This is a genomic window from Pseudoalteromonas shioyasakiensis, assembly GCA_013391845.1.
In the GTDB taxonomy this organism is placed as follows: Bacteria; Pseudomonadota; Gammaproteobacteria; order Enterobacterales; family Alteromonadaceae; genus Pseudoalteromonas; species Pseudoalteromonas apostichopi.
Genome location: CP058414.1, coordinates 109,419 through 134,444, shown reverse-complemented (window position 1 = coordinate 134,444; position 25,026 = coordinate 109,419). Strand labels below are relative to the sequence as shown.

The 25,026-nt window shown below is 40.8% G+C and carries 21 protein-coding genes; 16 read left to right on the top strand and 5 right to left on the bottom strand.

The genetic code is table 11. From position 1 onward, the window contains the following. Positions 1–81: 81 nt before the first annotated feature. The 6 genes from HYD28_00575 to HYD28_00550 all read left to right on the top strand — a co-directional run bounded on the left by HYD28_00575 (position 82) and on the right by HYD28_00550 (position 5,253). Entirely contained in the window at positions 82–759 is a 678-nt protein-coding gene (locus tag HYD28_00575) for a TIGR00153 family protein (protein QLE07583.1), read from the top strand. A 42-nt stretch (positions 760–801) separates the two neighbouring features. Further along, positions 802–2,070 carry an inorganic phosphate transporter gene (locus HYD28_00570; protein QLE07582.1) on the top strand — a complete coding sequence of 423 codons (1,269 nt, stop codon included), beginning with the start codon at positions 802–804 and terminating at the stop codon, positions 2,068–2,070. A gap of 76 nt (positions 2,071–2,146) precedes the next feature. Beyond that, the gene (locus HYD28_00565) at positions 2,147–3,076 is read left to right on the top strand and encodes a hydrogen peroxide-inducible genes activator (GenBank protein QLE07581.1); all 930 of its coding nucleotides are present in this window, start codon (positions 2,147–2,149) and stop codon (positions 3,074–3,076) included. Between the two features lie 132 nt (positions 3,077–3,208). After that, complete coding sequence (locus tag HYD28_00560; GenBank protein QLE07580.1) at positions 3,209–3,751, top strand: RNA polymerase sigma factor; 543 nt, start codon at positions 3,209–3,211, stop codon at positions 3,749–3,751. Further along, positions 3,744–4,343 carry a hypothetical protein gene (locus HYD28_00555; GenBank protein QLE07579.1) on the top strand — a complete coding sequence of 200 codons (600 nt, stop codon included), beginning with the start codon at positions 3,744–3,746 and terminating at the stop codon, positions 4,341–4,343. The genes HYD28_00560 and HYD28_00555 overlap by 8 nt, the downstream gene beginning before the upstream one ends. A gap of 1 nt (position 4,344) precedes the next feature. Further along, on the top strand, positions 4,345–5,253 hold the full coding sequence (locus HYD28_00550; GenBank protein QLE07578.1) for a hypothetical protein: 909 nt from the start codon (positions 4,345–4,347) through the stop codon (positions 5,251–5,253). Between the two features lie 29 nt (positions 5,254–5,282). Here the strand turns inward: HYD28_00550 and HYD28_00545 are convergent, their stop codons facing one another. Both HYD28_00545 and HYD28_00540 read right to left on the bottom strand, forming a co-directional pair. After that, positions 5,283–5,486: a hypothetical protein gene (locus tag HYD28_00545; GenBank protein QLE07577.1), complete on the bottom strand. Its 204-nt coding sequence runs from the start codon at positions 5,484–5,486 to the stop codon at positions 5,283–5,285. Between the two features lie 233 nt (positions 5,487–5,719). Beyond that, the gene (locus HYD28_00540) at positions 5,720–8,230 is read right to left on the bottom strand and encodes an EAL domain-containing protein (GenBank protein QLE07576.1); all 2,511 of its coding nucleotides are present in this window, start codon (positions 8,228–8,230) and stop codon (positions 5,720–5,722) included. Between the two features lie 215 nt (positions 8,231–8,445). On the opposite strand from HYD28_00540, the gene queA reads away from it, so the two are divergent. The 5 genes from queA to secF all read left to right on the top strand — a co-directional run bounded on the left by queA (position 8,446) and on the right by secF (position 13,949). Further along, a complete protein-coding gene (queA, locus tag HYD28_00535) occupies positions 8,446–9,477 on the top strand; it encodes a tRNA preQ1(34) S-adenosylmethionine ribosyltransferase-isomerase QueA (protein ID QLE07575.1) in 1,032 nt (343 codons plus the stop codon). Between the two features lie 138 nt (positions 9,478–9,615). Then, a complete protein-coding gene (tgt, locus tag HYD28_00530) occupies positions 9,616–10,743 on the top strand; it encodes a tRNA guanosine(34) transglycosylase Tgt (GenBank protein QLE07574.1) in 1,128 nt (375 codons plus the stop codon). Between the two features lie 29 nt (positions 10,744–10,772). Next, positions 10,773–11,111 carry a preprotein translocase subunit YajC gene (gene yajC, locus HYD28_00525; GenBank protein ID QLE07573.1) on the top strand — a complete coding sequence of 113 codons (339 nt, stop codon included), beginning with the start codon at positions 10,773–10,775 and terminating at the stop codon, positions 11,109–11,111. Between the two features lie 22 nt (positions 11,112–11,133). Beyond that, positions 11,134–12,993 (top strand): protein translocase subunit SecD, encoded by a 1,860-nt coding sequence (gene secD, locus HYD28_00520; GenBank protein QLE07572.1) that lies wholly within the window; start codon positions 11,134–11,136, stop codon positions 12,991–12,993. An 8-nt stretch (positions 12,994–13,001) separates the two neighbouring features. Further along, positions 13,002–13,949, top strand: coding sequence for a protein translocase subunit SecF (gene secF / locus HYD28_00515; GenBank protein QLE07571.1), 948 nt, complete (start codon positions 13,002–13,004; stop codon positions 13,947–13,949). 61 nt (positions 13,950–14,010) lie between these two features. On the opposite strand, the gene HYD28_00510 is transcribed toward secF, so the two are convergent. After that, entirely contained in the window at positions 14,011–15,507 is a 1,497-nt protein-coding gene (locus HYD28_00510; protein ID QLE07570.1) for a mannitol dehydrogenase family protein, read from the bottom strand. A 17-nt stretch (positions 15,508–15,524) separates the two neighbouring features. After that, positions 15,525–17,237 carry a hypothetical protein gene (locus HYD28_00505; protein QLE07569.1) on the bottom strand — a complete coding sequence of 571 codons (1,713 nt, stop codon included), beginning with the start codon at positions 17,235–17,237 and terminating at the stop codon, positions 15,525–15,527. A gap of 612 nt (positions 17,238–17,849) precedes the next feature. On the opposite strand from HYD28_00505, the gene HYD28_00500 reads away from it, so the two are divergent. The 5 genes from HYD28_00500 (at position 17,850) to HYD28_00480 (ending at position 24,019) form a co-directional block, all read left to right on the top strand. After that, positions 17,850–19,199: a carbohydrate porin gene (locus HYD28_00500; protein QLE07568.1), complete on the top strand. Its 1,350-nt coding sequence runs from the start codon at positions 17,850–17,852 to the stop codon at positions 19,197–19,199. 392 nt (positions 19,200–19,591) lie between these two features. Continuing rightward, positions 19,592–20,548, top strand: a complete 957-nt coding sequence (locus tag HYD28_00495) for a sugar-binding transcriptional regulator (protein ID QLE07567.1) — start codon at positions 19,592–19,594, stop codon at positions 20,546–20,548. Between the two features lie 127 nt (positions 20,549–20,675). After that, the gene (locus tag HYD28_00490) at positions 20,676–21,227 is read left to right on the top strand and encodes a hypothetical protein (GenBank protein ID QLE07566.1); all 552 of its coding nucleotides are present in this window, start codon (positions 20,676–20,678) and stop codon (positions 21,225–21,227) included. 87 nt (positions 21,228–21,314) lie between these two features. Then, entirely contained in the window at positions 21,315–23,105 is a 1,791-nt protein-coding gene (locus HYD28_00485; protein ID QLE07565.1) for a GGDEF domain-containing protein, read from the top strand. An 83-nt stretch (positions 23,106–23,188) separates the two neighbouring features. Further along, the gene (locus tag HYD28_00480) at positions 23,189–24,019 is read left to right on the top strand and encodes a transporter substrate-binding domain-containing protein (GenBank protein QLE07564.1); all 831 of its coding nucleotides are present in this window, start codon (positions 23,189–23,191) and stop codon (positions 24,017–24,019) included. Between the two features lie 36 nt (positions 24,020–24,055). On the opposite strand, the gene suhB is transcribed toward HYD28_00480, so the two are convergent. Continuing rightward, a complete protein-coding gene (gene suhB / locus HYD28_00475) occupies positions 24,056–24,859 on the bottom strand; it encodes an inositol-1-monophosphatase (GenBank protein QLE07563.1) in 804 nt (267 codons plus the stop codon). Positions 24,860–25,026 lie beyond the last annotated feature (167 nt).

Sequence of the window (25,026 nt, the reverse complement as noted above, 5' to 3'; positions counted from 1 at the left end):
GGCAGAAAAAGCGTTCACAATCGAACACAATGCTGTAAAATTCGCAGCTGCCAAAGCATACTAATTTATAAAGGGTCAGTTATGCCTACAAATGCATTTTTAGGGGTTTTTGCTAAATCACCTATTAAGCCTATGGAAGATCACATTAAGAAAGCACATCAAGCAAGTAAAGCATTGATACCTTTCTTTAATCACGTTTTTAAAGCAGAGTGGCAAGAAGCGGAAGAAATCCGCCTAAACATTCGCAATTTAGAGCGTGAAGCTGATGAAATGAAACGTAACATCCGCCTTCAACTACCACGTGGTTTATTCATGCCCGTTGAGCGTACCGATTTGCTTGAGCTTGTTACCCAACAAGACAAAATTGCTAACAAAGCAAAAGACATTGCAGGTCGTGTAGTTGGTCGTGAGATGACTATTCCTACTGAAATACAAGAAGATTTTCTTGTTTATTTAACGCGTTGTGTTGATGCGACTAAACAAGCATCAAAAGCAATCAATGAGCTAGATGAGCTGCTAGAAACTGGCTTCAAAGGTCGCGAAGTTACTTTAGTTGAGAAAATGCTCGTTGAATTGGACGCTATTGAACAAGACACGGATGACATGCAAATCAAAATTCGCCGTCAATTGCGCGCCATCGAAAATGAACTTAATCCTGTCGACGTAATGTTCTTATACAAGATCATTGAATGGGTAGGCGAGCTTGCAGATATTGCTGAGCGCGTAGGTTCTCGTCTTGAGCTGATGTTAGCTCGTTAATTTCAAATCAGTTCAAAAACGAAAAAATTAAAGGTTCACACAATGGATATCATTGCAAATTACGGCACGATACTGGTTTTAACTGCCGCCGCAGTTGGTTTCTTCATGGCTTATGGTATTGGTGCAAATGATGTTGCCAATGCGATGGGTACATCAGTTGGCTCAAAAGCACTTACAATTAAACAAGCAATCATCATCGCGATGGTGTTTGAATTCGCTGGCGCATACCTTGCTGGTGGTGAGGTTACATCTACAATCCGAAAAGGAATTATTGATGCGACGCCATTTATGGACATACCGGAACTTATGATCCTTGGTATGATTGCCGCACTATTCGCTGCGGGTAGCTGGTTATTGATTGCCTCTTTCTTAGGCTGGCCTGTATCTACGACTCACTCAATCATTGGTGCCATCATTGGTTTCGCTCTGGTTGCTGTCGGTAGCGAAGCAATCCAATGGAACAAGGTAATGGGTATTGTTGGTAGCTGGATTGTTACCCCTGCTATTTCTGGTTTTATTGCATACCTGATCTTTATGAGTGCGCAAAAGCTAATTTTTGACACTGATGCACCACTGAAAAATGCTAAGCGTTTCGTACCTGTGTATATGGGTCTAGCAGGCTTTATCATGTCACTGGTAACAATTAAGAAAGGCTTGAAGCACATTGGTATTGATTTAGGTGCTGTTGAAGGCTACGCGCTTTCTATCGCGATTGCAGTTGTCGTAGCTGTTATTGGTAAGATTGCTATTGCGCGTCTGAAAATCGATCCTAAAGCTGACAAAGCAATGCAATTTAACAACGTTGAGAAAGTGTTCGCAGTACTTATGGTACTAACAGCATGTTGTATGGCTTTCGCACACGGTTCAAACGATGTTGCTAACGCGATTGGTCCACTAGCTGCTGTTGTAAACATTGTTGAGCACAACGGTGAAATCGCTAAGAAAGCGGCTATCGCATGGTGGATTTTACCACTAGGTGGTTTAGGTATTGTTGCTGGTCTTGCTATCTTAGGTAAGAAAGTAATTAAAACAATCGGTGAAGGTATCACGCACTTAACACCAAGCCGTGGTTTTGCTGCAGAACTTGCTGCGGCTTCTACAGTTGTTATCGCTTCAGGTACTGGTTTACCTATTTCTACTACACAAACACTGGTGGGTGCGGTACTAGGTGTAGGTATGGCACGTGGTATTGCGGCACTTAATATGGGTGTTGTAAGAAACATTGTAGTTTCTTGGGTAATTACATTGCCAGTTGGCGCAGCCCTTGCTATTGTTATTTTCTACGTACTGAGAACTGCCTTCGGGGTATAAAAAGTACTAAAAGACTTTTAGCTTGAAAAGATCTCAATGCCTTAGGTATTGGGGTCTTTTTATTTTCAGGTAGAGTATGAATAACTTACCAAGTATAAAACAACTACAGTATTTACTAGCAGTCCATCAACATCAACACTTTGGCCGCGCAGCCAGCGCCTGTTTTATTGGTCAATCTACATTAAGTAGTGCAATTCAAAATCTAGAAGAAACTTTAGGTTGCCAGCTCATAGAGCGCGAAAACCGCAGTTTAATGTTTACAGCTATTGGTGAGGAAGTTGTAGAGAAAGCCCGTAAAATTATTGACGACACTCTTAGTCTAAAAGAGCTTACAAAGAGCTTTTTAACGCCTTTAAGCGGGACACTTACTCTTGGTGTGATCCCAACGATTGCCAGCTTTATTGCTGCGCCCTTATATCATTTCTGCAAACAAACCTTTACTGAGTTAGAGTTAGTCTTGGTTGAAGATACCAGCGACAAGCTACTCGATAAGCTAGAGCACGGACAAATTGATATGGCTTTACTGGCCTTGCCATTTGATACTGAAAAGTTTCATACCCAAGTACTTGCCAAAGATCACTTCAGTCTAGTGCATCATAAAGATTACACTCCAGCGGATGGTGTAGAAGATTTTAATCTGTTACCTGATGCTAGCGTGTTTTTACTTGAACGTGAGCATTGTATGACTGGGCACGCGCTAAGTGCCTGTCATTTAAATCGCTCAAGCTGTATTAATCCATTTGAAGCGGCAAGCTTACATACTTTATTAAGTATGGTTGAACACCAACTGGGTGTTACTTTCCTACCTCAAATGGCCATAAATGCCGGCATTTTAGATAAGAAAGATATGGTCGCAACGCCATCTCAAGGCGATGCTTACCGAGAAATAGGTATCGTGTGGCGTAAAACCACAGGCCGGATCAGAGACTTTAGGCTGTTTAGCCAACAGTTAGAGCTATTTCTTAACAAGCAATGTAGCTTAGACGGTCAGTGTGACAACGAATAAAGCCTCTACCTCTAAATAAAACCCCAAATAAAAAATTTGGGGTTTTTTATTATTTAAACAAACTATTTTTTTCCTTCCCTCGACTAACATAATAACAAAACCATAAAAGGCAGATCAGATGACGAGGCTAGTGTGTTTTTTCAATCACTTGAAACATTAATTGCTAAAGCGCAGCAAGGTAATAAACGGGCGTGGTTGAAATTAGTCAAGCAGCACGAAACACAGGTGTATAACTATTGTTTAAGGATGCTAAGCCACCCTGATGATGCAATGGATTTGATGCAAGAAGTGTTTATTTCTGTATATAAAAGCTTGCCAAGTTTTCGCGGGGAATCGAGTTTTAACACTTGGCTCTATCAAATTGTGCACAGGCGCAGTGTTGAATATTATCGCCGCCGTAAGCTGCATCAGAGCTTGGATTCTGTACCAGAAGAAAGTTGTGAGCAGAGTGAGTTAGAAACCAATCGACTGCAATCCGAGCAGCATTATGAGCTCAAAGAAATGATGAATAAATTACCCTGGGAGCAACGCTTGGTGGTGGAGTTAAAATTTTTTCAGCACTGTACGTTTGAAGAGATAGCTGAGCAATTAGGTATTTCAACCAATACAGCTAAATCGAGACTATACAGTGCACTTGGTAAGTTAAAAGTGCATTTGGAGGCCGTAGATGGCTAATTTAGATTCATTGTTTAGCGCATGGTTAGAAGGCGAAAGTCTTACAGATGAGCAAATTGCGTTGCTACAGGCCAATGCTGAATATGCATTAATGATGAGTAATGCAATGCAATGGCAACAGCAAAGTCAGAATTATGAAACGGTGTCAGTACCAAACTGGGATCGAGAGTCCAGTATGCCAAAAGTACAAAAATCGAATCTGTTTTTTGGTTCAGGGATGTGGGCAGTGGCTGCATCAATTGCATTTTGCGCGTGGCTTTTTGTTAGTAATCCACAGCAAGGAAATCAGCAATTACTCGAGCAAGTGGCCAAACAAACCAATTTATTAGAGTCACAACAAAAGCAAATAGATCAATTGCAAAATATTATCACTGCGCAAAATGAAGTGCAGCAGCAACAAATGTATCAGTTAGCAAAAGAAGCTATTAAGACGGGGCGAGTAGAGCGTCAGGAAGATATTGCCAGTGTGCTTGCATATATTAAAACGCAGCGAGCCCAAGACCAAGCGTACTTACGTATGCAATTAAATGATTTAGCAGAGCAAGTGGATGGTAGCCCATTGCCAACCGTTGCCAATAACTTGGAGTATTAAGATGTCAAAATACAAATCAACCACAGCTGCCTTATTGCTTTGCACAGTAGTAAGCTTATCAGCACAAGCAAGTGATGAATTAGATCAAATTCAGCGAGAAGTAGGCATAATGGAAAAAATCCTAACAGCCGCATTAAAACAAGATACCGATAACAAGGTAAGAAACGTGTCTTCAAGTTATTTGCAGCACCAAGGCGTGGTGTTTAGCTTTGATGTGCGAGGTAGCTCACGTTGGTCTTCAGTATTTGCGACTGTGCCTGATGCCCCCCTTCCACCACTGCCAGATATCGATTTTGAAGAGCTGGCTGAAATAGAAGTGCTGGGCGAACATGTGCAAGTGATTAGCGATGCTGTCGTAGTGAAAACCCAAGAGGCCTATCAACAAGCCATGGAAGTAATGCGAGAAAGCGCTGAACGAGTTCGTGAAGTAGCTGAACAAGAGCGCGATGTTAGCCGTGAAATCCGCGACCTTGAACGTGAAAAGCGCGACCTTGAATTTGACCGCCGTCACGATAAAGATGCGAAAGAGCAAGAGCTCGAAAAGCGTAAACAGGCTTTGCAAGCATCTATCAAAGAGCTTGAAAAACAGCAGCAAAAGTTGTCATTAAAACAGCAAGAAATGCGCAAAGAGTTAGCTGAGAAGAAGCAAGCGCGTGTTAAAGAACAAAAACAGCAATTGGCCGCCTTAGCTCAGCAAGTAGATAAAAGTTTATCACTGACCTTATGTGATTATGGTAGCGGCTTAAGAAGTCTACCTAATGATGAGCATGTCAGTTTTATCATTCGTGGTGTTAGCGAAGGTAAAAGTGAGCAAGTAAAAGTGTTTAAAAAATCAGATATTAAAAAGTGTGTGGTTGGTGATATAAAAGCTGCACAATTACTTGATAAAGCATCAAGTTATAGCTTTTAAGCTTTCACACTCCCAACTAAAAAAGCAGCCTAAAGTGGCTGCTTTTCATTCATTGAAAATGGTTTTAAGTCGGGTAAAAACAACAAGTAAACCCACACGACTAAATTAAAGTAAGGTACTAACCCTAGCCCTGTAAATGTTTTTACCGGATACCCTTTAAAGGTCGCATTACGGTAACATTGATACGCTATCCCTAGATTCACAATCAGTAACAAAACGATTAGTTGTGTCATCACTTTTCTCCTTTATACCGTCAATACATGGACTTAATGATGTTAAGTTATATTATGTATGTTTAATATAATATGCAATGTCATGTTTTTTTTGGATAATCACCATAAATGCATGACATTTCATCTTGCTGTGGATTTAAGTATAGATGAGTATTGTCAGTATGGAAGTTTAAAAACTAATAAAAAATGTTTAAAAATGTATTTAATTTAAGCTTTTTAAGGCTAGATAATTGTTAGTTAAACAGATTATTTTCAGATATTTTTTTAAGCTCGTCGTTTATTTTTTCAACCGGTACAGGACGAGCAATAAAGTAACCTTGACCATAGTCGACACCAATCTCTTTTAGCGCTAAGAATATCTCTTTATTTTCAACATATTCAGCAACAGAGCGTTTATCTAAAGAAGTACTAATGTCATTAATCGCTTTCACAAGCGCTAAATCGATGGGGTCATTCAACATGTCGCGGACGAATGAGCCATCAATTTTTACATGCTGAGCAGGTAATTGTTTAAGGTAGTTAAAAGTACTAAAGCCAGTTCCAAAGTCATCAATAGAGAAGTGGCAACCTAAGCCGTTTAATCGCTCGATCATGGCACGGGTAGCAGCAAGGTTATTGATACTTGCAGACTCAGTGATCTCAAAAATAATGCGTGTTGGTTCAACACAGTATTCTTTTAAGCTCGACTCAATATGTGGCAGCAAGCGCTCATCTAAAAATGACTGTGCAGACAAGTTAATCGCAACTTGATTTAGTTCGGGGTACTTGGCAACGCTTTTAATAGCATTACGAATTACACATTGATCCATCAAAAAGGTATCGTTTAAAAGCTCTAGTGCAGGAATAAACTGGTTAGGGTAGATGAGTTCATCATCAAGCGTTAAGCGTAATAAAGCTTCAAAATAGGCAACGTGACCTTGCTTGAAATCCCAAATCGGTTGATAGTGTAATTCGATAGCATCATGTTGTAATGCTTGGCGAATACTGTGGCCCCACTCAAGGCCAGCTTGTAAACTGTTGTGGCTAGAGTCTTCCTTCGAGTAGCAATGAACTAGATTTCGGCCTAAGCTCTTTGCCACATACAGAGCAATATCAGCTTGCTTTAAACACTCACTTGGATCGTTATTTTCAGCGGTTATTTGGGTTAAACCTATCGAGCAGCTAATTGAGTATTCTTGACCTTCTGAGTGAAAACGGTGTTTTTCAATCGCCATACAAATACTTTCTGCAACTAAGTGCGCATCGAGTAAGTTGGTATTTTTTAAGATCACGGCAAATTCATCACCACCTATACGGCAGATCAGGTGCTCCTCACTGATATTTGTAATGAATAACTGAGCAACCTCTTTTAAAACGATATCACCTTGTTGGTGACCTTTACTGTCATTGATAATTTTAAAGTGATCTAAGTCGATATAAATGAGCGCATGCTCGGTATCATTACTGGTGTATTTAGCTTTACAAATACGTTGTAATTGTTGGTCAAAGTAGTAGCGGTTATGCAGCTCTGTAAGCGTATCATGGAGCGCTAAGTGACGTAGTTGCAGTTCAGCTTGCTTACGTTCATGGATGTTATCGATAGTAGCAGTTATGGTTGCTGAGTTTTGGCTATTTTTAATCAGCTGTAAGCGGCACTCAACCCAAATTGCATTGCCATTTTTGTGCTTTAACTGAATTTCAACTTGTTGCTGTAACTCGCCACCACGCAAGATACTCTGAATTGTAGCCTGCAGCTTTGTTTTGCACTCAGGCAAACAAAAGTCAGTTAATGATTTCGCCAAACTAGACTTAATGCCGTAGCCCGTTAGGTGCTCCCAGGCAGGGTTAATAAAGCGAATATTACCCTCTTGGTTAAACTCAAGTACCACAGTATTGAGATGTAATAAAATACGTTGGTGGGCAGAAAACAGCTCTTTATAACGGCTTTGGCTCTGACTTAGTTGTTCTACTTTTTGCGCAAACTCTGCGTAGCTCACCATAAAGTCTTCACGACGGGCGGCATGGTCGCAGACTTTACTCAATAACGAATGATCGTAAGGTGCGCGAATAAAATCAGTGACGCCAGAAAGTAACAATTGCTCAGCGTAATCTGCATCATTGTTATCTATGATGGTTACAATTGCTTGTTTAGGGTTGTGCTGTAAAATTTCACTAATCAATCCGGCTGCGGTATCAGAGTGAGATTCAGTGGCATCTATCAGTACAATGGCAAACTTTTGCTGCAAATAGGTGGCAAGGGCCGCTTTTGTTGATGTGGTATGGGTAATAGCGAAGCTGAGTTTTAGCTGTTCGCTAATGTCATTTGCTTTACGGTTATCTGTTTCAAGTAGTAATAAATTAAGGCGACTACTTTTTTCAAGGTGAGTTGATAACACGTTTGCCAGTACTTGCGGTAGCATATCTTGGCGCTCAAACGGCAGTACGGCATCAATACCATAGCTTCGTGCAGTGGTTTCGGCTATACGTTCACAATAAATTGGAGGAGTAAGTAAAATCGGTGTGTTTTTTGGGGTCTTTAATAACCCAGAGCGAATCATGCGCGAGAAGCGCCAGCCATCAATTTTACCGACCTCAAGGCCTGTAATGATAATATCCACAGGGTGGCTTTTGAGAATTTTTAGCGCATCTTGAGAGTCACTAGCTTCGATAAAGGTGAAGACATTAAGCTTATTTAATGTAGTCTTAATTGTTTCACGCTCAGCAACGCTCGCGTTCAAAATTAGCAGCTTTAACTGCTTTGCCATGGCGCTACTACCTCTTACTTAACCCATGTTTAGTGAATAAGCTAGAATAATGACATTTTGCCTAATCTACAAGCAAACTTTACCTAAAAGCGGTTATAAAGCACTTAAGTTTAAAATCGCCTTTAGCGAGCGCTAAGATGGTGCAGGGCTTTGCTTGAGGTAGTGGGCGTATCAGAGTAAACTTGGCGCGTTTTTATTAATGAGAGATATGCTCCATGCGCGTAGCTGATTTTAGCTTTGACCTTCCTGATGAATTAATTGCTCGTTTTCCTAAAGCAGATCGAACTAGCAGCCGTTTACTGACGCTTGATGGCCCGTCAGGGCAAGTTGAGCACAAAGTATTTAGTGATATTTTATCGCTCGTTAACGAAAATGACTTATTAGTTTTTAATAACACCAAAGTGATCCCTGCTCGCATGTTCGGGCAAAAAGAGTCGGGTGGTAAGCTAGAGGTATTGGTCGAGCGTGTGCTTGATGAGCACCGAGTGCTGGCTCATGTACGTGCCAGCAAATCACCAAAACCAGGATCAAAAATCATTCTTGAAGGTAAAGCTGAAGCAATCATGGTTGCCCGTCACGGTGAGCTATTTGAACTTGAATTTGCCAAAGACGAAAATGTACTTGATATTCTTAATGACATTGGGCACATGCCATTGCCACCCTATATTGACCGCCCTGATAACGAATCAGACCGTGAGCGTTACCAAACAGTATATGGTGAAAAACCAGGTGCAGTTGCAGCCCCAACTGCAGGCCTGCATTTTGACGATAAGTTAATGGCAGCCTTAAAAGATAAAGGCATTAACATGGCGTTTGTGACTTTGCATGTTGGTGCAGGTACTTTCCAGCCTGTGCGCGTTGACTCAGTTGATGAGCATGTCATGCACTCAGAGTACATCGAAGTACCAGATGAAGTGGTTAAAGCGGTAGCTGAAACGAAAGCAAAAGGTGGTCGTGTAATTGCGGTGGGTACTACGTCAGTGCGTTCGTTAGAGTCAGCTGCTAAAGTGCACGGCGGCAAATTAGATACATACTTTGGTGATACCGATATCTTTATCTACCCGGGTTATCAGTTCAATGTGGTTGATGCCATGGTGACAAATTTTCACTTACCTGAATCAACGTTAATCATGTTAGTGAGTGCTTTTGCTGGCCAAGAGAACATTATGGGTGCCTACCATACGGCTATTGAGCAGCAGTATCGCTTCTTTAGTTATGGTGATGCGATGTTCTTAACGCGCAAATAACTATAAAAAGCCCAGTTTTTTAACTGGGCTTTTTATTTTCGAATTTAGCCCAATTTATAGTAATAAACCCGCAAACAGGGTAGAATCGAGCGGTTAAATTATAGCTTGTTGGACTGTTTTTCCGACACTGAGGATAATATGAAATTTGAATTAGACCGCACTGACGGTAAAGCGCGCCGCGGCCGCTTGATTTTTGAACGTGGTGTTGTAGAAACGCCAGCATTTATGCCAGTAGGTACTTACGGTACTGTTAAAGGCATGACGCCTGACGAAGTGAAAGATACCGGCGCGCAAATTTGCCTAGGTAACACTTTCCACTTAATGCTGCGCCCTGGTACAGAAATCATTAAGCAACACGGTGATTTACACGACTTTATGAATTGGGATCGTCCAATCCTAACTGATTCAGGCGGTTTCCAAGTATTCAGCTTAGGTGCAATGCGTAAAATCACTGAAGAAGGCGTAATGTTCAGCTCACCAGTTAATGGTGAAAAAATCATGCTTTCGCCAGAAAAAGCGATGCAAGTTCAGCGTGATTTAGGCTCTGACATCGTGATGATTTTTGACGAATGTACGCCATACCCTGCGACAGAAAAAGAAGCTAAAGATTCTATGGAGTTATCACTTCGTTGGGCTAAACGTTCAAAAGAAGGTCATGGCGATAACCCAGCTGCGCTATTTGGTATTATTCAAGGTGGTATGTATCCTGAGCTTCGTGCACAATCACAAAAAGGCCTAGAAGAAATCGGCTTTGATGGTTATGCCTTAGGTGGTTTATCGGTAGGTGAGCCGAAAAATGAGATGATCAATATTCTTGATCACTGTGCTTACAAAATGCCTGAAGACAAGCCTCGTTACTTAATGGGCGTTGGTAAACCAGAAGATTTAGTTGAAGCGGTTCGCCGTGGTATCGATATGTTTGACTGTGTAATGCCTACGCGTAACGCTCGTAACGGTCATTTATTCGTAACAGGCGGCATTGTTAAAATCCGTAATGCAGTCCATAAAACAGACACGGGTCCACTGGATCCAGAGTGTGATTGTCATACTTGTAAAAACTATTCACGTGCATACTTGCATCATCTTGATAAATGTAATGAAATCTTAGGCGCACGTCTAAACACGATTCATAACTTACGTTATTATCAACGCGTGATGGAAGGCTTACGTAATGCCATTAGCAATGGCAAACTAGACGAATTTGTTGCAGATTTTTATGCACGCCGCGGCCAAGAAGTGCCTGAGCTTGCAGATACATCAGATTAAATTTTTAGAAAAATTAAAGAGGAAGTGAAATGAGTTTATTCATCTCAAACGCCCACGCAAGTGCGGCAGGTGCAGCACCAGCAGGTGGTGGCATGGAAATGCTGATCATGTTGGGTATTTTCGGTCTGGTATTTTATTTCTTAATCTACCGTCCACAAGCTAAGCGCGTAAAAGAGCATAAAGCACTAATGAGCGCAATGGCAAAAGGCGACGAAGTACTAACGCAAGGTGGTTTAGTGGGTAAGATTGCTAAAATCGCTGATGACAAAGACTTCATCGTGATTTCATTAAATGACCAAGCAGAAGTAACAGTACAAAAATCAGCTGTTTCTGCAGTATTGCCTAAAGGCACTATGAAGTCGCTATAACAATAAAAATAAGGACTCACACGTGTTAAACAAGTTTCCATTATGGAAGTATTTACTTGTTCTTGTAGTGTTAGTCGTTGGTATTTTATATGCCTCTCCTAACTTGTATGGCCGTGACCCGGCCATACAAGTATCGGGCACTAAAGGTACTGATGCTGACCTCAGCGTACTCGATAAAGTAAATGCGACTCTCAAAGAACATAACGTTACTGTTAAATCAAGTAAACTTGAAGACGGACAAATTCTGGTTCGTTTTAAGAATGTTGAAGAGCAACTAAAAGCGCAAGATCTACTGCGTGATTCCCTTAGTGAAGATTATATCTCTGCAATCAATATGGCTCCTGCTCAACCAGAGTGGTTAAAGTCACTGGGTGGTAACCCAATGAAGCTAGGCCTAGATTTAAGCGGTGGTGTTCACTTTACTATGGAAATCGACATGGCGACGGCGGTTGATACTCAGCTTGAGCAAATGGAACAAGATTTCAAAAGTGACTTACGTGAAGAAAAACTACGTTATCGTACTATTCGCCGTGTAGCGAATAGTGAGCGATTACGTGTTGAAATGCGTAACGAAGAAGATAAAGACGCTGCAGAGCGTTTCTTATCAACACGTTACCCATTAAACGTTTATGTTGATGATAGCAGCAGCGATAATGCTTTTTATGCCAGCATGAGTGAGCAAAAGCTTAAAGAAATTCGTGATTACGCTATCAAACAAAACGAAACGATTATACGTAACCGTATTAACCAGATTGGTGTTGCAGAGCCGAACGTACAGCGTCAAGGTGCTGAGCGCATTATCGTGCAGCTTCCGGGTGTACAAGATACAGCTCGTGCAAAAGAAATTCTTGGTGCAACAGCAACATTAGAATTCCGCGAAGTTGATGAAAACGCAGATGCAAGTGCTGCGCTTCAGGGCCGTTTACCGCCTGGTACTGAAATGATTATGGCTCGTGAAGGTTACCCTGTGGTACTTAAGCAACGCATCATCCTTGAAGGTAGCCACATTACTGGCGCGCAATCAGGTATGGATGAGTATCAACGTCCACAAGTTAGCATCACGCTAGACAGTAAAGGTGGCGCGAAAATGAATGCGTTCACTAAGCGTGCGATCGGTAAACGCATGGCAACGGTATTTATCGAATATAAGCCATCAGGTAAAACAGATGAAAATGGTAAAGCACTTCCACCAATTAAAGTTGAAGAAGTGATTAACGTGGCGACGATTCAAGCGCGTCTAGACCGTTCATTCCGTATTACTGGTATCGATAACCCAGCTGAAGCACATAATCTTAGCTTATTACTACGTGCGGGTGCACTTGTTGCGCCAATTCAAATTGTTGAAGAGCGCACGGTAGGTCCAAGCTTAGGTCAGGAAAACATTGAAGCGGGTATGACCGCGGTTGTGCTTGGTTTCGTGTTTGTACTTTTATTTATGCTTGTTTATTACAAAGGTTTCGGCATGGTGGCGAATATCGCCCTAGGTGCCAACTTAGTACTAATCGTCGGTGTAATGTCGCTTATCCCAGGTGCAGCGCTAACGCTACCGGGTATTGCCGGTATCGTACTAACCGTAGGTATGGCCGTTGATGCTAACGTACTTATCTTCGAACGTATTCGTGAAGAACTTGCAGATGGACGCAGTCCACAACAAGCGGTTCATTTTGGTTACGACAGCGCGTTTAGCACAATTTTAGATGCTAATATCACAACGCTTATCGCAGCAGTGATCCTATTTGCAGTGGGTACTGGTCCTATTGCTGGTTTCGCAGTAACGCTAGCGATTGGTATTATCACCTCTATGTTTACAGCCATTGTTGGTACCCGTGCGGTAATCAACTTGTTTATTGGCGGTAAGCGCGTTGAGAAGTTGTCGATTTAGGAGTCAGCATGCAAATTTTAAAACTCGGTGGTAAAACACTCCCGTTTATGAAGTTAAGAAAGTTTGCCATGGCACTATCAACTTTGTTGATTTTGGCTTCTTTCGTATCGTTTTTTACTAAAGGCTTAAATTTTGGTCTCGACTTCACTGGCGGTACCGCTGTTGAGGTAGGCTTTACACAGGCACCTGATCTTAAAGAAGTTCGTGATGCAATCACTGAAAGTGGCTTTGAAGATTTTTCGGTGCAACTGTTTGGCTCAAGTAAAGAGATTCTAGTGCGTCTTGCTCCGCAAGGTCCTGGCGTAAAAGCAGAAGTAATTGGTAACCAAATCATTACGGCATTACAAAAAGTTGAGTCGACAGTAGAAATGCGTCGTATCGAATTTGTTGGCCCAAGTGTTGGTGAAGATCTGAAAGAGCAGGGTGGCCTTGCCATGTTAACTGCGCTTATCTGTATCTTAATTTACGTTGCGTTTCGTTTTGAATGGCGTTTTGCGGTCGGTGCAGTATCAGCACTATTACACGACGTTATCATTACATTAGGTTTATTCTCAGTGCTTGGCCTTGAGTTTGACTTAACGATTCTTGCGGCAATTTTGGCGGTAATAGGCTACTCACTCAACGATACCATCGTTGTATCTGACCGTATCCGTGAAAATTTCCGTAAGGTGCGTATTGATGACACGATTGAAATTATCGATATTTCATTAACGCAAACGTTAAACCGTACCCTAGTAACTTCAATCACCACTATCTTAGTATTGATTGCGTTATTTGGCTGGGGTGGTCAAACGATCCACGGTTTCGCAACTGCATTACTATTTGGTGTATTCATCGGTACTTACTCATCTATCTATGTTGCCTCAGCTGTAGCAATTGCAATGGGTGTAAGTAAAGAAGACTTAATTCCAGAAGTAATAGAAAAAGAAGGTGCGGATCTCGATCCTATGCCTTAACCAGTGTTACAAAGAAAAACCGCCATAGGGCGGTTTTTTTTTGAATAATATCTTTTTAAACTTACCTTACCTGATCCTTACTTAACAATGCTTCCATAATGTGCTCTATCGCCACTCCCGCATAAAGTTTACTGATGTAATATTTATATTCATCACAAAATGACTTGTTTTCAATAATAGGGCCGAAAATGCTCGGTTGCTCAAGAAAAGCGAGTGGTGAGATTCGTGATACATGAGCTGCCTGCTGTAATGTTTCAGCTATATCATCGATAACCTCTAAAGGCTTACCTTGTTGCGATGAATGAGTGTCGCTGTATAAGCACCAAGCTGCAATCACTAAATTAGCAATTGGAGTATTCCCACCAATTTTAAAGTTTTCTAAAATAGTAGGCACTAAAAAGGTAGAGACCTTACTTGCGCTTTGAGAGCAAATTCGTGTAAGGCTGTCTTTGATGTTAGGGTTTGCAAATCGAGCTATCAGCGTTCGCTTATAATCACTTAGATCAATACCGGGCACGTCATCTAAAATAGGTGTTACTTCGTTATCCATGAAATTGCTTATTACTGCTGCAAATAAGGGATCTGAAATTGTTTGTTCTATGGTTTGATAGCCACGCAAAGAACCGAGTATTCCCAAAACAGTATGACTCGCATTTAACAAGCGAATTTTCATGGTTTCATAAGGAGTTACATCAGTTACTACTTTTGCACCTACTTTCTCCCAAGCTGGGCGTTGTTGACAAAACTTATCCTCGATGACCCATTGGTGAAAAGGCTCACAAGTGACAGGCCATGAATCGATTACTCCCATTTGTTCAGCTAGAGCAATATCTTTATCAGTGGTTGCAGGCGTTATACGATCGACCATTGCATTAGGGAAGCTAACTTGACTTACTACCCAATCAGCAAGCTCTGAGTCAAACGAACTAATGTAAGTAACTAACATTTTCCGTATTACGTCACCGTTGTGTTGAACATTATCACAAGACTGAATTGTAAATGGTTTTTTGCCACTTTTTCTACGGCGATCTAAAGCAGCAGCAAGGTAGCCAAAAATCAGCTTTGGCTTGTTTGGGTTTGCTAAATCATGTTGTATATCGGGGTTTGAAAAATCGAACTCGCCGGTAGATGGGTCATAATTATAACCCCCTTCTGTTATTGTTAATGAAACAATCTGAGTTTCATCAGCGGCCATTTTATTTATTACGGCTTCTGGATCATCCGGCGCTAAGAGAAAATCGGTTAAACAGCCAATTACTTGCACATCAGTTTTGCCACTTGGGTGTTTTACTAATAGAGAGTACAGATAATCTTGTGCTTCTAGAGATTGCTTAATAGCCCGATCAGCCTCGCGTAAGCCTATACCGCATATGCCCCAACCTAAATCTCCCGTATGGTTGATGTAGTTATCAGTATAGAAAGCTTGATGAGAGCGGTGAAACCCGCCCACACCAACATGGACAATCCCGGCTTTTAGTGATTGTCGGTTATAACGCGGCACCGATATAGATGTAGGAAATGAGCTCAGTGTTGAGTTATTTAAAGAAAGTGCGCTCATGTTTTGCCTCCGAGCAGTTAAACGGCTGAAAATTGTTTTTTACGTTGCATAGCCCAGTACGCACAAACGAAATAAATGATGGTACATGCGAATCCACTATTGAAAAATAATGTTCTATTGTATTCATATGAAGCAACATCAGGTGAGTAGAACATGGTATTTGCTGCTAGCACCACAGTGATACCTAAACTTAACCAAGCAACCGAAGTGAGTACTTTGGTTAGCAGACGTGTATCAAGAATAAATGATGGCTCATTGGCTGCTTGCTCGGCGTGAAATCTTTCTACTTTTTTATCAAAATTAGCAAGATCTGCTTCTTCTTCAGGATATTTATGTGCAGCTCCACTTCGTTTTGCTAAAAATATATATACGACAATACTGAAAACCCAAGTCGGTAAGAAAAGGTAGTAGAATGGGATTATATTGATCGCGTTTAATGTAAATCCGAAAACCAAACCAAGTGCCCACGCAATCACAGCCGCAGAGCTATGCTCAAGCTTTTTATAGGTAACCCAATAACGAGTTAGCCCTATCTTTGGAAATAAAAAGTGTTCAGCAAAAACGATGGCACCTACAGGTACGACTAAAAGCCCTGCGTATGTTAGTAATGGGAGTAACTTAGTAAATACAAATGGAAAGCAAGCAATTAAAACAGTAACTATGCCCACCAAAAATGTCGTTCTGGTACGCGATAGGTTACTAAATATAGCTTGTGCAGCAAGACCTGCTCGGTATAAGTTTGCATTTGCTGTTGTCCAGCCTGCAACAATAACAATAACTAACCCAGATAATCCAAGAGCATGGAACGCAACATCACCTGGATCTAGCTCCGTAATAGACTTTTTCACAAGGACAGCTGTGCCCGCACCCATAATACCAGCGGAGATCCAAGCGATATAGTGACCAAATAACATACCTGCTGATGTACATAAGCCATAGCTTTTTTTCTTCGCGTAACGTAGTAGGGCCATGTCTATTAAACCAAAATGAGTAATCGTGTTCGCTGCCCAAGAAAAACCGATGACTTCTAACAGCCCAATGCCTGGCTCACCATTAGCATCTAACCCAGTCCATACGGAGACACTGCCAATGTGCATAAAGTCTCTCCAGCTGGAGACTGAGGTTTCACCAATTACAGAATTTGCAAGTTCAGGCATGAGTACTAATGGACCGCTGATGAACATAACAAATAACCATGGAGCACAAATACCTGAGAATTGCGATACAGCATTAAAACCATACATGGCAACCAATACAACGATAATGCCAACGGCAAGAACGACCATGACAAACCATGCGTTTGTTGGATACCAATTTAATTGAGCGGGAATATCAAGTGCAAAGCGAACAGCCGTTGCAGAGACGGTGATCATAGCTGCAGAAATGACTGTAAAGATTATTACGTTCGCCCAGTTATACAACCGGGTCATAGAGTTTCCTGCTATTTTTTGAAGGTAAGTATATAGACTCAGGCGTGTTTCAACCGCTATCGGGGTTGTGATTAGTGTCCAGCTCAGCACGGCGAGAATATTACCTATTAGTAAACCAAGCAGAATATCTGTCATGGTTGCACCAAGTGCAACAAAGGTTGCACCAAATACAAATTCGGTGGCAGCAACATGCTCACCAGCGTATAAACCTAAAAAATGTCTCCATCCTTTGAGCTTATGTTTTGCAATAGGCAATTGTTCTTCTTCTATGTGGTTTAGGTCTTTATGATCACTTTTCATAAGTAACGATCCCAGTACTTTTTAGGCATGCTGATTTGCAAGTGAATAGCTTAAACCGCATTTTTATTTGTGTGCTTATTGCTTAACACTTAAAACTTTTTATTAGACAAATAGAAAATTTCAAATTCAACATGCCCATGATTGTTGTCATTGAGCATTTACATAAAAGCAAATGCTTTCTTGGGCAAATCTATGCCTGTTGGGCATAATCCTACGGTGTTTGTTTTTTGTCAATGTTAATAAACTAGTCTGCTCAATCGGTTAATTGTTAATAATAAGTCGAAGTAATTACACTTGTTTAGCAAACTTAAACCTCATTAAATTATGCTTAGTTAAGTTATTAAACTTTATTCATTCTCATCAATGTTTTATTTGTTTTTGGTTTTGTCTGCAAGCACTGGTCGCATTAACGAGGATTAGTTTTATCCATTCCAATTTATCTTTGGTAGATTTCAATTTCTTTTTATTAGAATTTAGGCTCTATTTTTTGATGTTGACAAATATAGTGTGTGTTAGGAATATGCTCATGCTGGTGTCATTTGCTCTTGTTGCAAGCGCTAGACACCAAGATACTGATTAAGCTAGGACAATTTTAAAATGGAGAGCATGCATATGAACAAAAATCAACAACCTAAGTTTTGTCGTATATTGAAAGGGAGAAGCTATCGCTATTCTAATGTAGCTAGACTTCAATCTATTGCAGCCATTATGTTGCTGTATTCTCAGTCAGGACATACAGCTAATAGTTTTGATGTTCACAGCCATTTAAGTGGCGATTGGCTAGGGGCAAGAGATAAGCTAGCAGAGCAAGGAGTGAATATTCGTTTAGGCTACTTCAGCCAAACAGCGCATAACTTAAAAGGAGGAGAAAGCACAGAAACAGCCTATGCAGATCAGTTTTTTGTCGGTGGCTACTTTAATTTAGAAAAATTGGTTAATTGGTCTGGCGCCGAATTTAAAGTGGAGCTTACTAATCGTAATGGCGAGCTTATTAATGAAAAAGCAAATTTGCCTGTTTTGCTGCAATCGCAACAAATTTATGGTCGAGGCAATGTAACTCGTTTAACCCAATTTTCGTTAACTCAGCATTTATTTGAAGATCAACTTAGCATTAAAGTGGGTCGAATTTACCCAAGTGCTGATTTTTTTGCGATGAGTTGTGCCTTTCAGCACCTGACATTTTGTAGTGGTGGTTCATCTAATTATTTGAGTAGTAGCTGGTATGGTGACCCTCTTAGTGCATTAGGAATGCAATTAACATACAAAGTGACTGATAATTTGCTTTTTAAACTAGGCAGTTATGATGCAAACCCTGCAACCATGTCATTAAATCAGGGGCTAAAATTAACAACATCAGGTGAAATTAACGGAACTACCTTGGTTAGTGAGCTGGAATATAAAAGGGATTACAAAAATGGTTTAGATGGCGATTATCGGTTTGGCATTGTCCGTAGTAGTTTAGATAAAACTAAACTAGTCAATAACGCTGGTTATCCTGCAGGCACGACAAACGATATGGTTGCTATAGAGGATACTGATAACGCATTTTATTTTAATATTGAACAACAGCTTACTCGTAATGTATCAGGAGGTGGCTTACGTATATTTGCGAGTATGATTCATGCTGATAAAAGCATCAGTGCTATTGGCGAAGTTTTGGCTTTTGGCGGATATATTGATGCACCATTGGTTAGTAGACCAAACGATCGTATAGGTTTTGCAGTAGGTCGAAACAGTGTGAGTAATGATCTTAATGATGCTCAGCGCTTTTATAATGCTAATTTTTCAAATAATGAATTAATAGTAAGGGATCATGAGTACCCGATTGAGTTAAATTATAATTATGTTGTCACCCCGGCAATACAGTTAATGCCTAGTATCCAGTATATCATCGACCCTAATGGTGATAATGATGCTGAGAATGCAATGATTGCTGGTTTACAGTTGAGCTTAAATTTCTAGCTAAACCTTTTAAACCGAAGTTATTTGACTGCAAATTCTTGATTTTGTCGTTCAGATGCTAATAGCTTCAGGTTATTCACACTTTGTGAAATGCATAGGCACCTCACTAATTTTGAAACAAATTTAGTTAGGTGCTTTTTTAGTTTAGAGTGTGAACCCTAAAATTGTTATTCATGACAGATTATGTATAAAATAGCCGCTGCATAGCTGATTCTAACTTAACCTGAGAAGCAATATAGAGTCGATTTTTAACTTTGTTTGCAACCCAAGGGATGAGTACAGCACAATTATATAAATGTATTTAAAAATCCCTAAAAAGTAATAAATCTCTTGTTTAGCAGACTGATTTTGCTAATTATTTACCTCATTTATTGTTTAAACAGGCGTATAAAATGGCTTCAATTTCTAGCAGTGATAATCAAAAATTAGAAGAAGCAGCGAGGGCTGGCTGGCTCTACTATGTTGCTGGTAAAACTCAAGATGAAATAGCCAAGCAACTTAATACATCTCGCCAATCTGCGCAAAGGCTTGTTGCTTTGGCAGTATCACAGGGGTTAATAAAAGTACGATTAGAGCATCCAATTCGACGCTGTATGGAGCTTGCTGATGCACTGCAAAATCGATACGGTTTGCTTAGTTGTGAAGTGGTGCCTAGCGAGAGTAACGATATAAATTCTACTGTTGGCTTGGCTCAAGCGGGTGCTGCAGAAATCGAAAGACAGCTAAAACAACGTCAGGCAAAAATCATAGCGTTTGGTACAGGTAGAGTGTTGCGTGCATGCGCAGAAGAGCTCCCAACAATGCATTGTCCACATCATCGTATTGTATCTTTAGTTGGAAATATTGCTCAAGATGGCTCAGCAAGTCGCTATGGAGTTGCAATTCATGTTGCAGAAAGAGTTGGTGCGCAACATTTTCCTATGCCAGTACCCGTCATTGCAGGATCTGAAGCTGAGAAAGTAGGCTGGCAGCAATTAACGCATGTTAAAAATGTACATCAACTTGCATCACAAGCTGATGTTTCATTTGTTGGAATTGGTGATTTAGGAACTAATTCACCCCTTCACTTAGACGGCTTTGTTACTCGGCATGAACTGGCTGCGCTTGACGCTATTGGTGCTACAGGTGAAGTAATTAGCTGGATTTATAATAATGAAGGTAATCTTGTCGAATCAGAAATAAATAATCGAGTGACGAGTGCAGTACTTTCTCCCAGCAATGAAAAACGTGTTATTGGGATTGCAGCAGGTAACAATAAAGTGCCAGCCATTGCTGGAGCGATAGAATCTGGAATGATCAATAGTCTCATTACGAACGAACTAACTGCAGAGGCACTGTTGCTGAAGTAAATCTTGGTGTTATGAAATTGACTATACTGGTAACGAGTTACATGTTTTCAGTTGTTCTTGCATTTATGGTTACTCTTGCTACTAATGATTGTTTTAAAATGAGTTAAATCAGACTCTCGGAGAAATTATGAAACACCTGATGTTTAGTGTGTTTATACTTTTAATGCTTAGCGCTTGCGGCAAAAAAGCAGAGCCAGAACAGACTGAAATACAACAATCACCTGAGGTGACTCTAGGGCAGCAGTTCGACAGCTATCAAGGGTTGGCTTGGCAAGTTGTAGAAGCATTACAAAACCAATCAACTGCTCAGCACTTGCAAGATCTGACGCTTAAGCTAATTAGTTCATCAACTGGTTTGTTTTTAAACCTTAAAGCACAGCTGCCAGAATGTGAGGCAAGTTTGCAAGCGATGGCAAACGCAACAGAGTTTCAGCAACAGCAAAGTGACGATACAGAAGCGTTGAAGAATGAAATTACGATTAACTTAGAACCGGAGCTTCCAGAATTTGCAGCTGCAAGTTGCTATCACGCACAGCAGTTATTACTTAACCCCCTTGCAATTTATAAATTAGCTCAACAAACAGGTTTAGCACAGGATGATTACCAGAGCGCCAAACTAAAAATGATTGATAGTTTTGCCCGTATTAAACAGCTTGAGCTGATCACTGCCATTGACTAGTCTGCACTCGTCATCGCCTTGCCATAAAATTGTCATACAAGGTTGCTAATTTAGCCTCCTATTTGTATTTTTTAGGCTAGGTGTAAGGTGAACGCACAACTACAGCAGATCTTAGATAACAGTGCAATTGAAACCTTGTTTCAACCTATCTTTGACATTTCTAATCAACATATTTTGGGCTACGAGGCGTTAAGTCGCGGCCCGAAAGGGTCTGAGTTAGAAATGCCGAGTAGATTGTTCAGCGCAGCCATTGATTGCCATAAGATCTCTGAATTAGAGCTACTTTGCCGCAGTAGAGCAATTGAAAACTTTGTTAAGCTCAATCTTGAGGGTAAGTTGTTCTTAAACGTAAGTCCTAAAACTTTACTCGACCCTTGCCACCCTAAGGGTGAAACATTACATCTAGTTGAACACTTTGGTCTTGCAACTAATCGCGTGGTTATTGAGGTTACAGAGCAAGAAAAAGTGGATGATGGCTTTTTATTGTTAAAGACCATTGCCCATTATCGTGAGTTAGGTTTTTCGATTGCCATTGATGACTTAGGCGCTGGCTATTCGGGTTTAAAGCAATGGTCTGAGTTATGTCCTGAGTTTGTAAAAATAGACCGCTACTTTATCGATCATTGTGACCAGAGTGTCGTTAAAAAAGAGTTTTTAAAGTCAATTATTGAGCTTGCAAAAGCCACCAATACGCAAGTGATAGCAGAAGGCATTGAGCGGGCTGAGGAACTTCGTCTACTCGAAATTTTGGGCGTGCAGCATGCACAAGGTTTTTTACTGGAAAGGCCGAGCTTGCAGCCTAGTTACGAAATTAATATCCACTGCTTAAAGCACTTGGAGTCATCAGACAATAGCAATACATTTGAGCAGTCAATGGCGATTGGTTGGTTAGCGGTAGAGCACGCTAGTATTGAAGCAACAACACGCTGTAAAGATGCTCACAGTATTTTTGAACAAGATAAAACCCTAACTAGCCTAGCCGTACTAGAGCACAATATCCCCGTTGGTTTATTACATCGAGATCAACTCACTGAAGTATTTGCCGCTCCTTATGGCCATGCACTTTACGACAAGCAACCAGTTACTTCTTTAATGGATAAGCAGCCGTTAGTGGTAGACGAAAACGAGTTACTCGATACGGTGAGTCAGCAAATTACCGAATTTGAGTTTGATATTCGACGTCACATTGTGATCACCCGTAATGGCGAATACTTAGGCTTGGCACCACTACGTAATATCTTAAAACACATTACAGAAGAAAAAATCCGCCATGCACAACATGCCAATCCGCTAACTATGTTGCCGGGTAATGTCGCTATTAACGAAGCAATTGAACTTAGACTTCGCAATAATTACCCATTCTCGTTAGCCTATGTTGATTTAAACCACTTTAAACAATTCAATGACCTGTATGGGTACGCCAGTGGTGATAGCGTTATAAAGCTGCTTGCAGAAGTAATCGTAGAGGCCTGTAGTACTAGCAAAGGCTTTGTGGGTCACATTGGTGGTGATGACTTTATGGTAGTGTTTGATAAAAATGATGCAGAGCAAGTATGCCATGACATTATCGATAAATTTGAGCTGCAGTCTCGCGCCTTTTTCACCCCAGAGCATATGGAGCAAGGGGGTTACTGGGCAAGTAACCGAGAAGGGAAAAAGCAGTTTGTGCCATTACTTACACTATCAATAGGTTTGGTTAAGCCTGATTTGGAGCTTTGCATCAACAGCCACCAAGTTGCAGCGTTGGCTACTGATGCGAAAAAAGAGGCCAAGCGCTATCAGAGTAGCCACTTGTTTGTATGTAAACGTAGCCGACCAGCCCCCGCCGTGGTGCGTTTAAGCAGCCAAAAAGATGAAGCACTTACTATTAACTCATGAAGAAATTTGAAGTTTGCTTAATTTTACTTGTGTCCCTGTTTAACTGGGTGTAGCTTAAAAAAAACACATTAACAAAAATAACAATGAAGCGACTATGTAGTGCAATATTAATATTGCTGAGCCTAGGATACAGCCTTGCTACTGAAGCTAACAATGTGGTGAATTTAGCGGTTGAGCAACGCCCATTTTATAAACGTGATTATTATCTTCATGAATTACTGACAGCGGCGTTACGTGCCGGTAATTACCAAGCAGAAATCAATGAAGTACTTGTTCATCCTCACCAACAGCGTACTTTGCTTATGCTTGATGCAAAGCAAGCCGATTTGTTTTGGAGTATGACAAGCCCAGAGCGTGAACACTTAGCCATTGCTGTACCCGTCCCTTTGTTTAAGGGTTACATAGGCAAACGAGCGCTACTTACCAAACGAGCGTTTGTGCCTCGTTTTAAAGATGTAAAAACGAAACAAGATTTAGCACCGTTTACAGCTATACAGGGTCATGATTGGCCTGATACTAAAATTCTTGCGCAAAATGGTCTATCTGTCAGGCCGTTAGCAAATTATCAAGCAATGTTTAGTTTAGTGATCAGAGGGCGAGTTGATTATTTTCCGCGTTCGTTCATTGAAGTCATTTCAGAAATGGAACAAGTAAAGAGTGACGAGCTGGTTATAGTGCCTGACCTTTATATTAGTTACCCAACAGCATTTTACTTTTTTGTCAGCAACCACAGGCCAGAACTCGCTGAGGTGTTATTGAAAGGACTCACCAAGATGAAAAGCACGGGCGAGTTTGAGCAATTATTTGCGAGCTACTTTGCTGAGGACTTAGCCAAATTGCCATTTAAAGAAGGTGAAGTAACAGAGATAGAACTCGATAACGATTATTTTCAGCCACAAAAAAAGGAGCCTTAGCTCCTTTTTGTATGTAAATCTGTATTACAACCGCTATTAGCGAAGTAGTGATTCAGTTAACACTGGGCGAATTTCACGAATGATCGCTTGAGTTAACTTAGGTGCGCCACAAATGATGTTGCCGCTTTGGTTATAGTTAATACCACCTGCGAAATCAACAACCATACCGCCAGCTTCTTTAACTAAAAGCTCGCCTGCCGCTGTGTCCCATGGCTTAAGGCCAATTTCAAAGAAACCATCAACACGACCCGCAGCAACATAAGCCATATCTAACGCAGCAGAACCTGCACGGCGGATATCAGCAGTTTGAATGAAAAGTGCTTTAAACGCTTCAGAGTATGCGTCTAAGTGGTGCTTTTGTTTGAATGGGAAACCAGTTGCAAGTATAGAACCTGCTAACTCGTTAGTTTTAGTTACGCGTAAACGCTTGCTGTTAAGCTGTGCGCCTTGACCACGTGAAGCAGTGAATAATTCACCGCGAATTGGATCATAGATAACAGCTTGATCTAAACGACCTTTAACTTTAAGTGCAATTGATACTGCGAAATGAGGGATACCCTTGATGAAGTTAGTTGTGCCATCAAGTGGATCAACAATCCATTGGTAATCTGCATCTTTACCTTTGTGCTCACCAAGCTCTTCACCTACGATACAGTGATCAGGGTAAGATTTTAAAATGGTATCACGAATTGCGGCTTCAGCTTCTTTATCGATGTTAGTCACTAAGTCGTTAGTGCCTTTTTGTTGTACATCAACTTTTGATAAATCTTCACTTGCACGAAGTAAAATTTTGCCTGCGTTACGCGCAGCGCGAACCGCAATGTTTAACATTGGATGCATAGCATTACCTTTGGGTTGTAAAAGAACGAATATATTTAAGCCGGCGTATTCTAGCGATTTCTAGCGTAAAGTAAACAATAAACTCGAATAAATTAGGTTGTTTTTTGTACAGGGTTGAAATGTAAGGGGATCCTATTGCACAACAAGCGGTAAGCTTTAAGTTTGAA

What these genes read in the sequence shown, in the direction of transcription:
- HYD28_00575 (QLE07583.1), top strand. Translation starts at nt 82, where the DNA reads ATGCCTACAAATGCATTTTTAGGGGTTTTTGCTAAATCACCTATTAAG.
- HYD28_00570 (QLE07582.1), top strand. Translation starts at nt 802, where the DNA reads ATGGATATCATTGCAAATTACGGCACGATACTGGTTTTAACTGCCGCC.
- HYD28_00565 (QLE07581.1), top strand. Translation starts at nt 2,147, where the DNA reads ATGAATAACTTACCAAGTATAAAACAACTACAGTATTTACTAGCAGTC.
- HYD28_00555 (QLE07579.1), top strand. Translation starts at nt 3,744, where the DNA reads ATGGCTAATTTAGATTCATTGTTTAGCGCATGGTTAGAAGGCGAAAGT.
- HYD28_00550 (QLE07578.1), top strand. Translation starts at nt 4,345, where the DNA reads ATGTCAAAATACAAATCAACCACAGCTGCCTTATTGCTTTGCACAGTA.
- HYD28_00545 (QLE07577.1), bottom strand. Translation starts at nt 5,486, where the DNA reads ATGACACAACTAATCGTTTTGTTACTGATTGTGAATCTAGGGATAGCG.
- HYD28_00540 (QLE07576.1), bottom strand. Translation starts at nt 8,230, where the DNA reads ATGGCAAAGCAGTTAAAGCTGCTAATTTTGAACGCGAGCGTTGCTGAG.
- queA (QLE07575.1), top strand. Translation starts at nt 8,446, where the DNA reads ATGCGCGTAGCTGATTTTAGCTTTGACCTTCCTGATGAATTAATTGCT.
- tgt (QLE07574.1), top strand. Translation starts at nt 9,616, where the DNA reads ATGAAATTTGAATTAGACCGCACTGACGGTAAAGCGCGCCGCGGCCGC.
- yajC (QLE07573.1), top strand. Translation starts at nt 10,773, where the DNA reads ATGAGTTTATTCATCTCAAACGCCCACGCAAGTGCGGCAGGTGCAGCA.
- secF (QLE07571.1), top strand. Translation starts at nt 13,002, where the DNA reads ATGCAAATTTTAAAACTCGGTGGTAAAACACTCCCGTTTATGAAGTTA.
- HYD28_00510 (QLE07570.1), bottom strand. Translation starts at nt 15,507, where the DNA reads ATGAGCGCACTTTCTTTAAATAACTCAACACTGAGCTCATTTCCTACA.
- HYD28_00505 (QLE07569.1), bottom strand. Translation starts at nt 17,237, where the DNA reads ATGAAAAGTGATCATAAAGACCTAAACCACATAGAAGAAGAACAATTG.
- HYD28_00500 (QLE07568.1), top strand. Translation starts at nt 17,850, where the DNA reads ATGAACAAAAATCAACAACCTAAGTTTTGTCGTATATTGAAAGGGAGA.
- HYD28_00495 (QLE07567.1), top strand. Translation starts at nt 19,592, where the DNA reads ATGGCTTCAATTTCTAGCAGTGATAATCAAAAATTAGAAGAAGCAGCG.
- HYD28_00490 (QLE07566.1), top strand. Translation starts at nt 20,676, where the DNA reads ATGAAACACCTGATGTTTAGTGTGTTTATACTTTTAATGCTTAGCGCT.
- HYD28_00480 (QLE07564.1), top strand. Translation starts at nt 23,189, where the DNA reads ATGAAGCGACTATGTAGTGCAATATTAATATTGCTGAGCCTAGGATAC.
- suhB (QLE07563.1), bottom strand. Translation starts at nt 24,859, where the DNA reads ATGCATCCAATGTTAAACATTGCGGTTCGCGCTGCGCGTAACGCAGGC.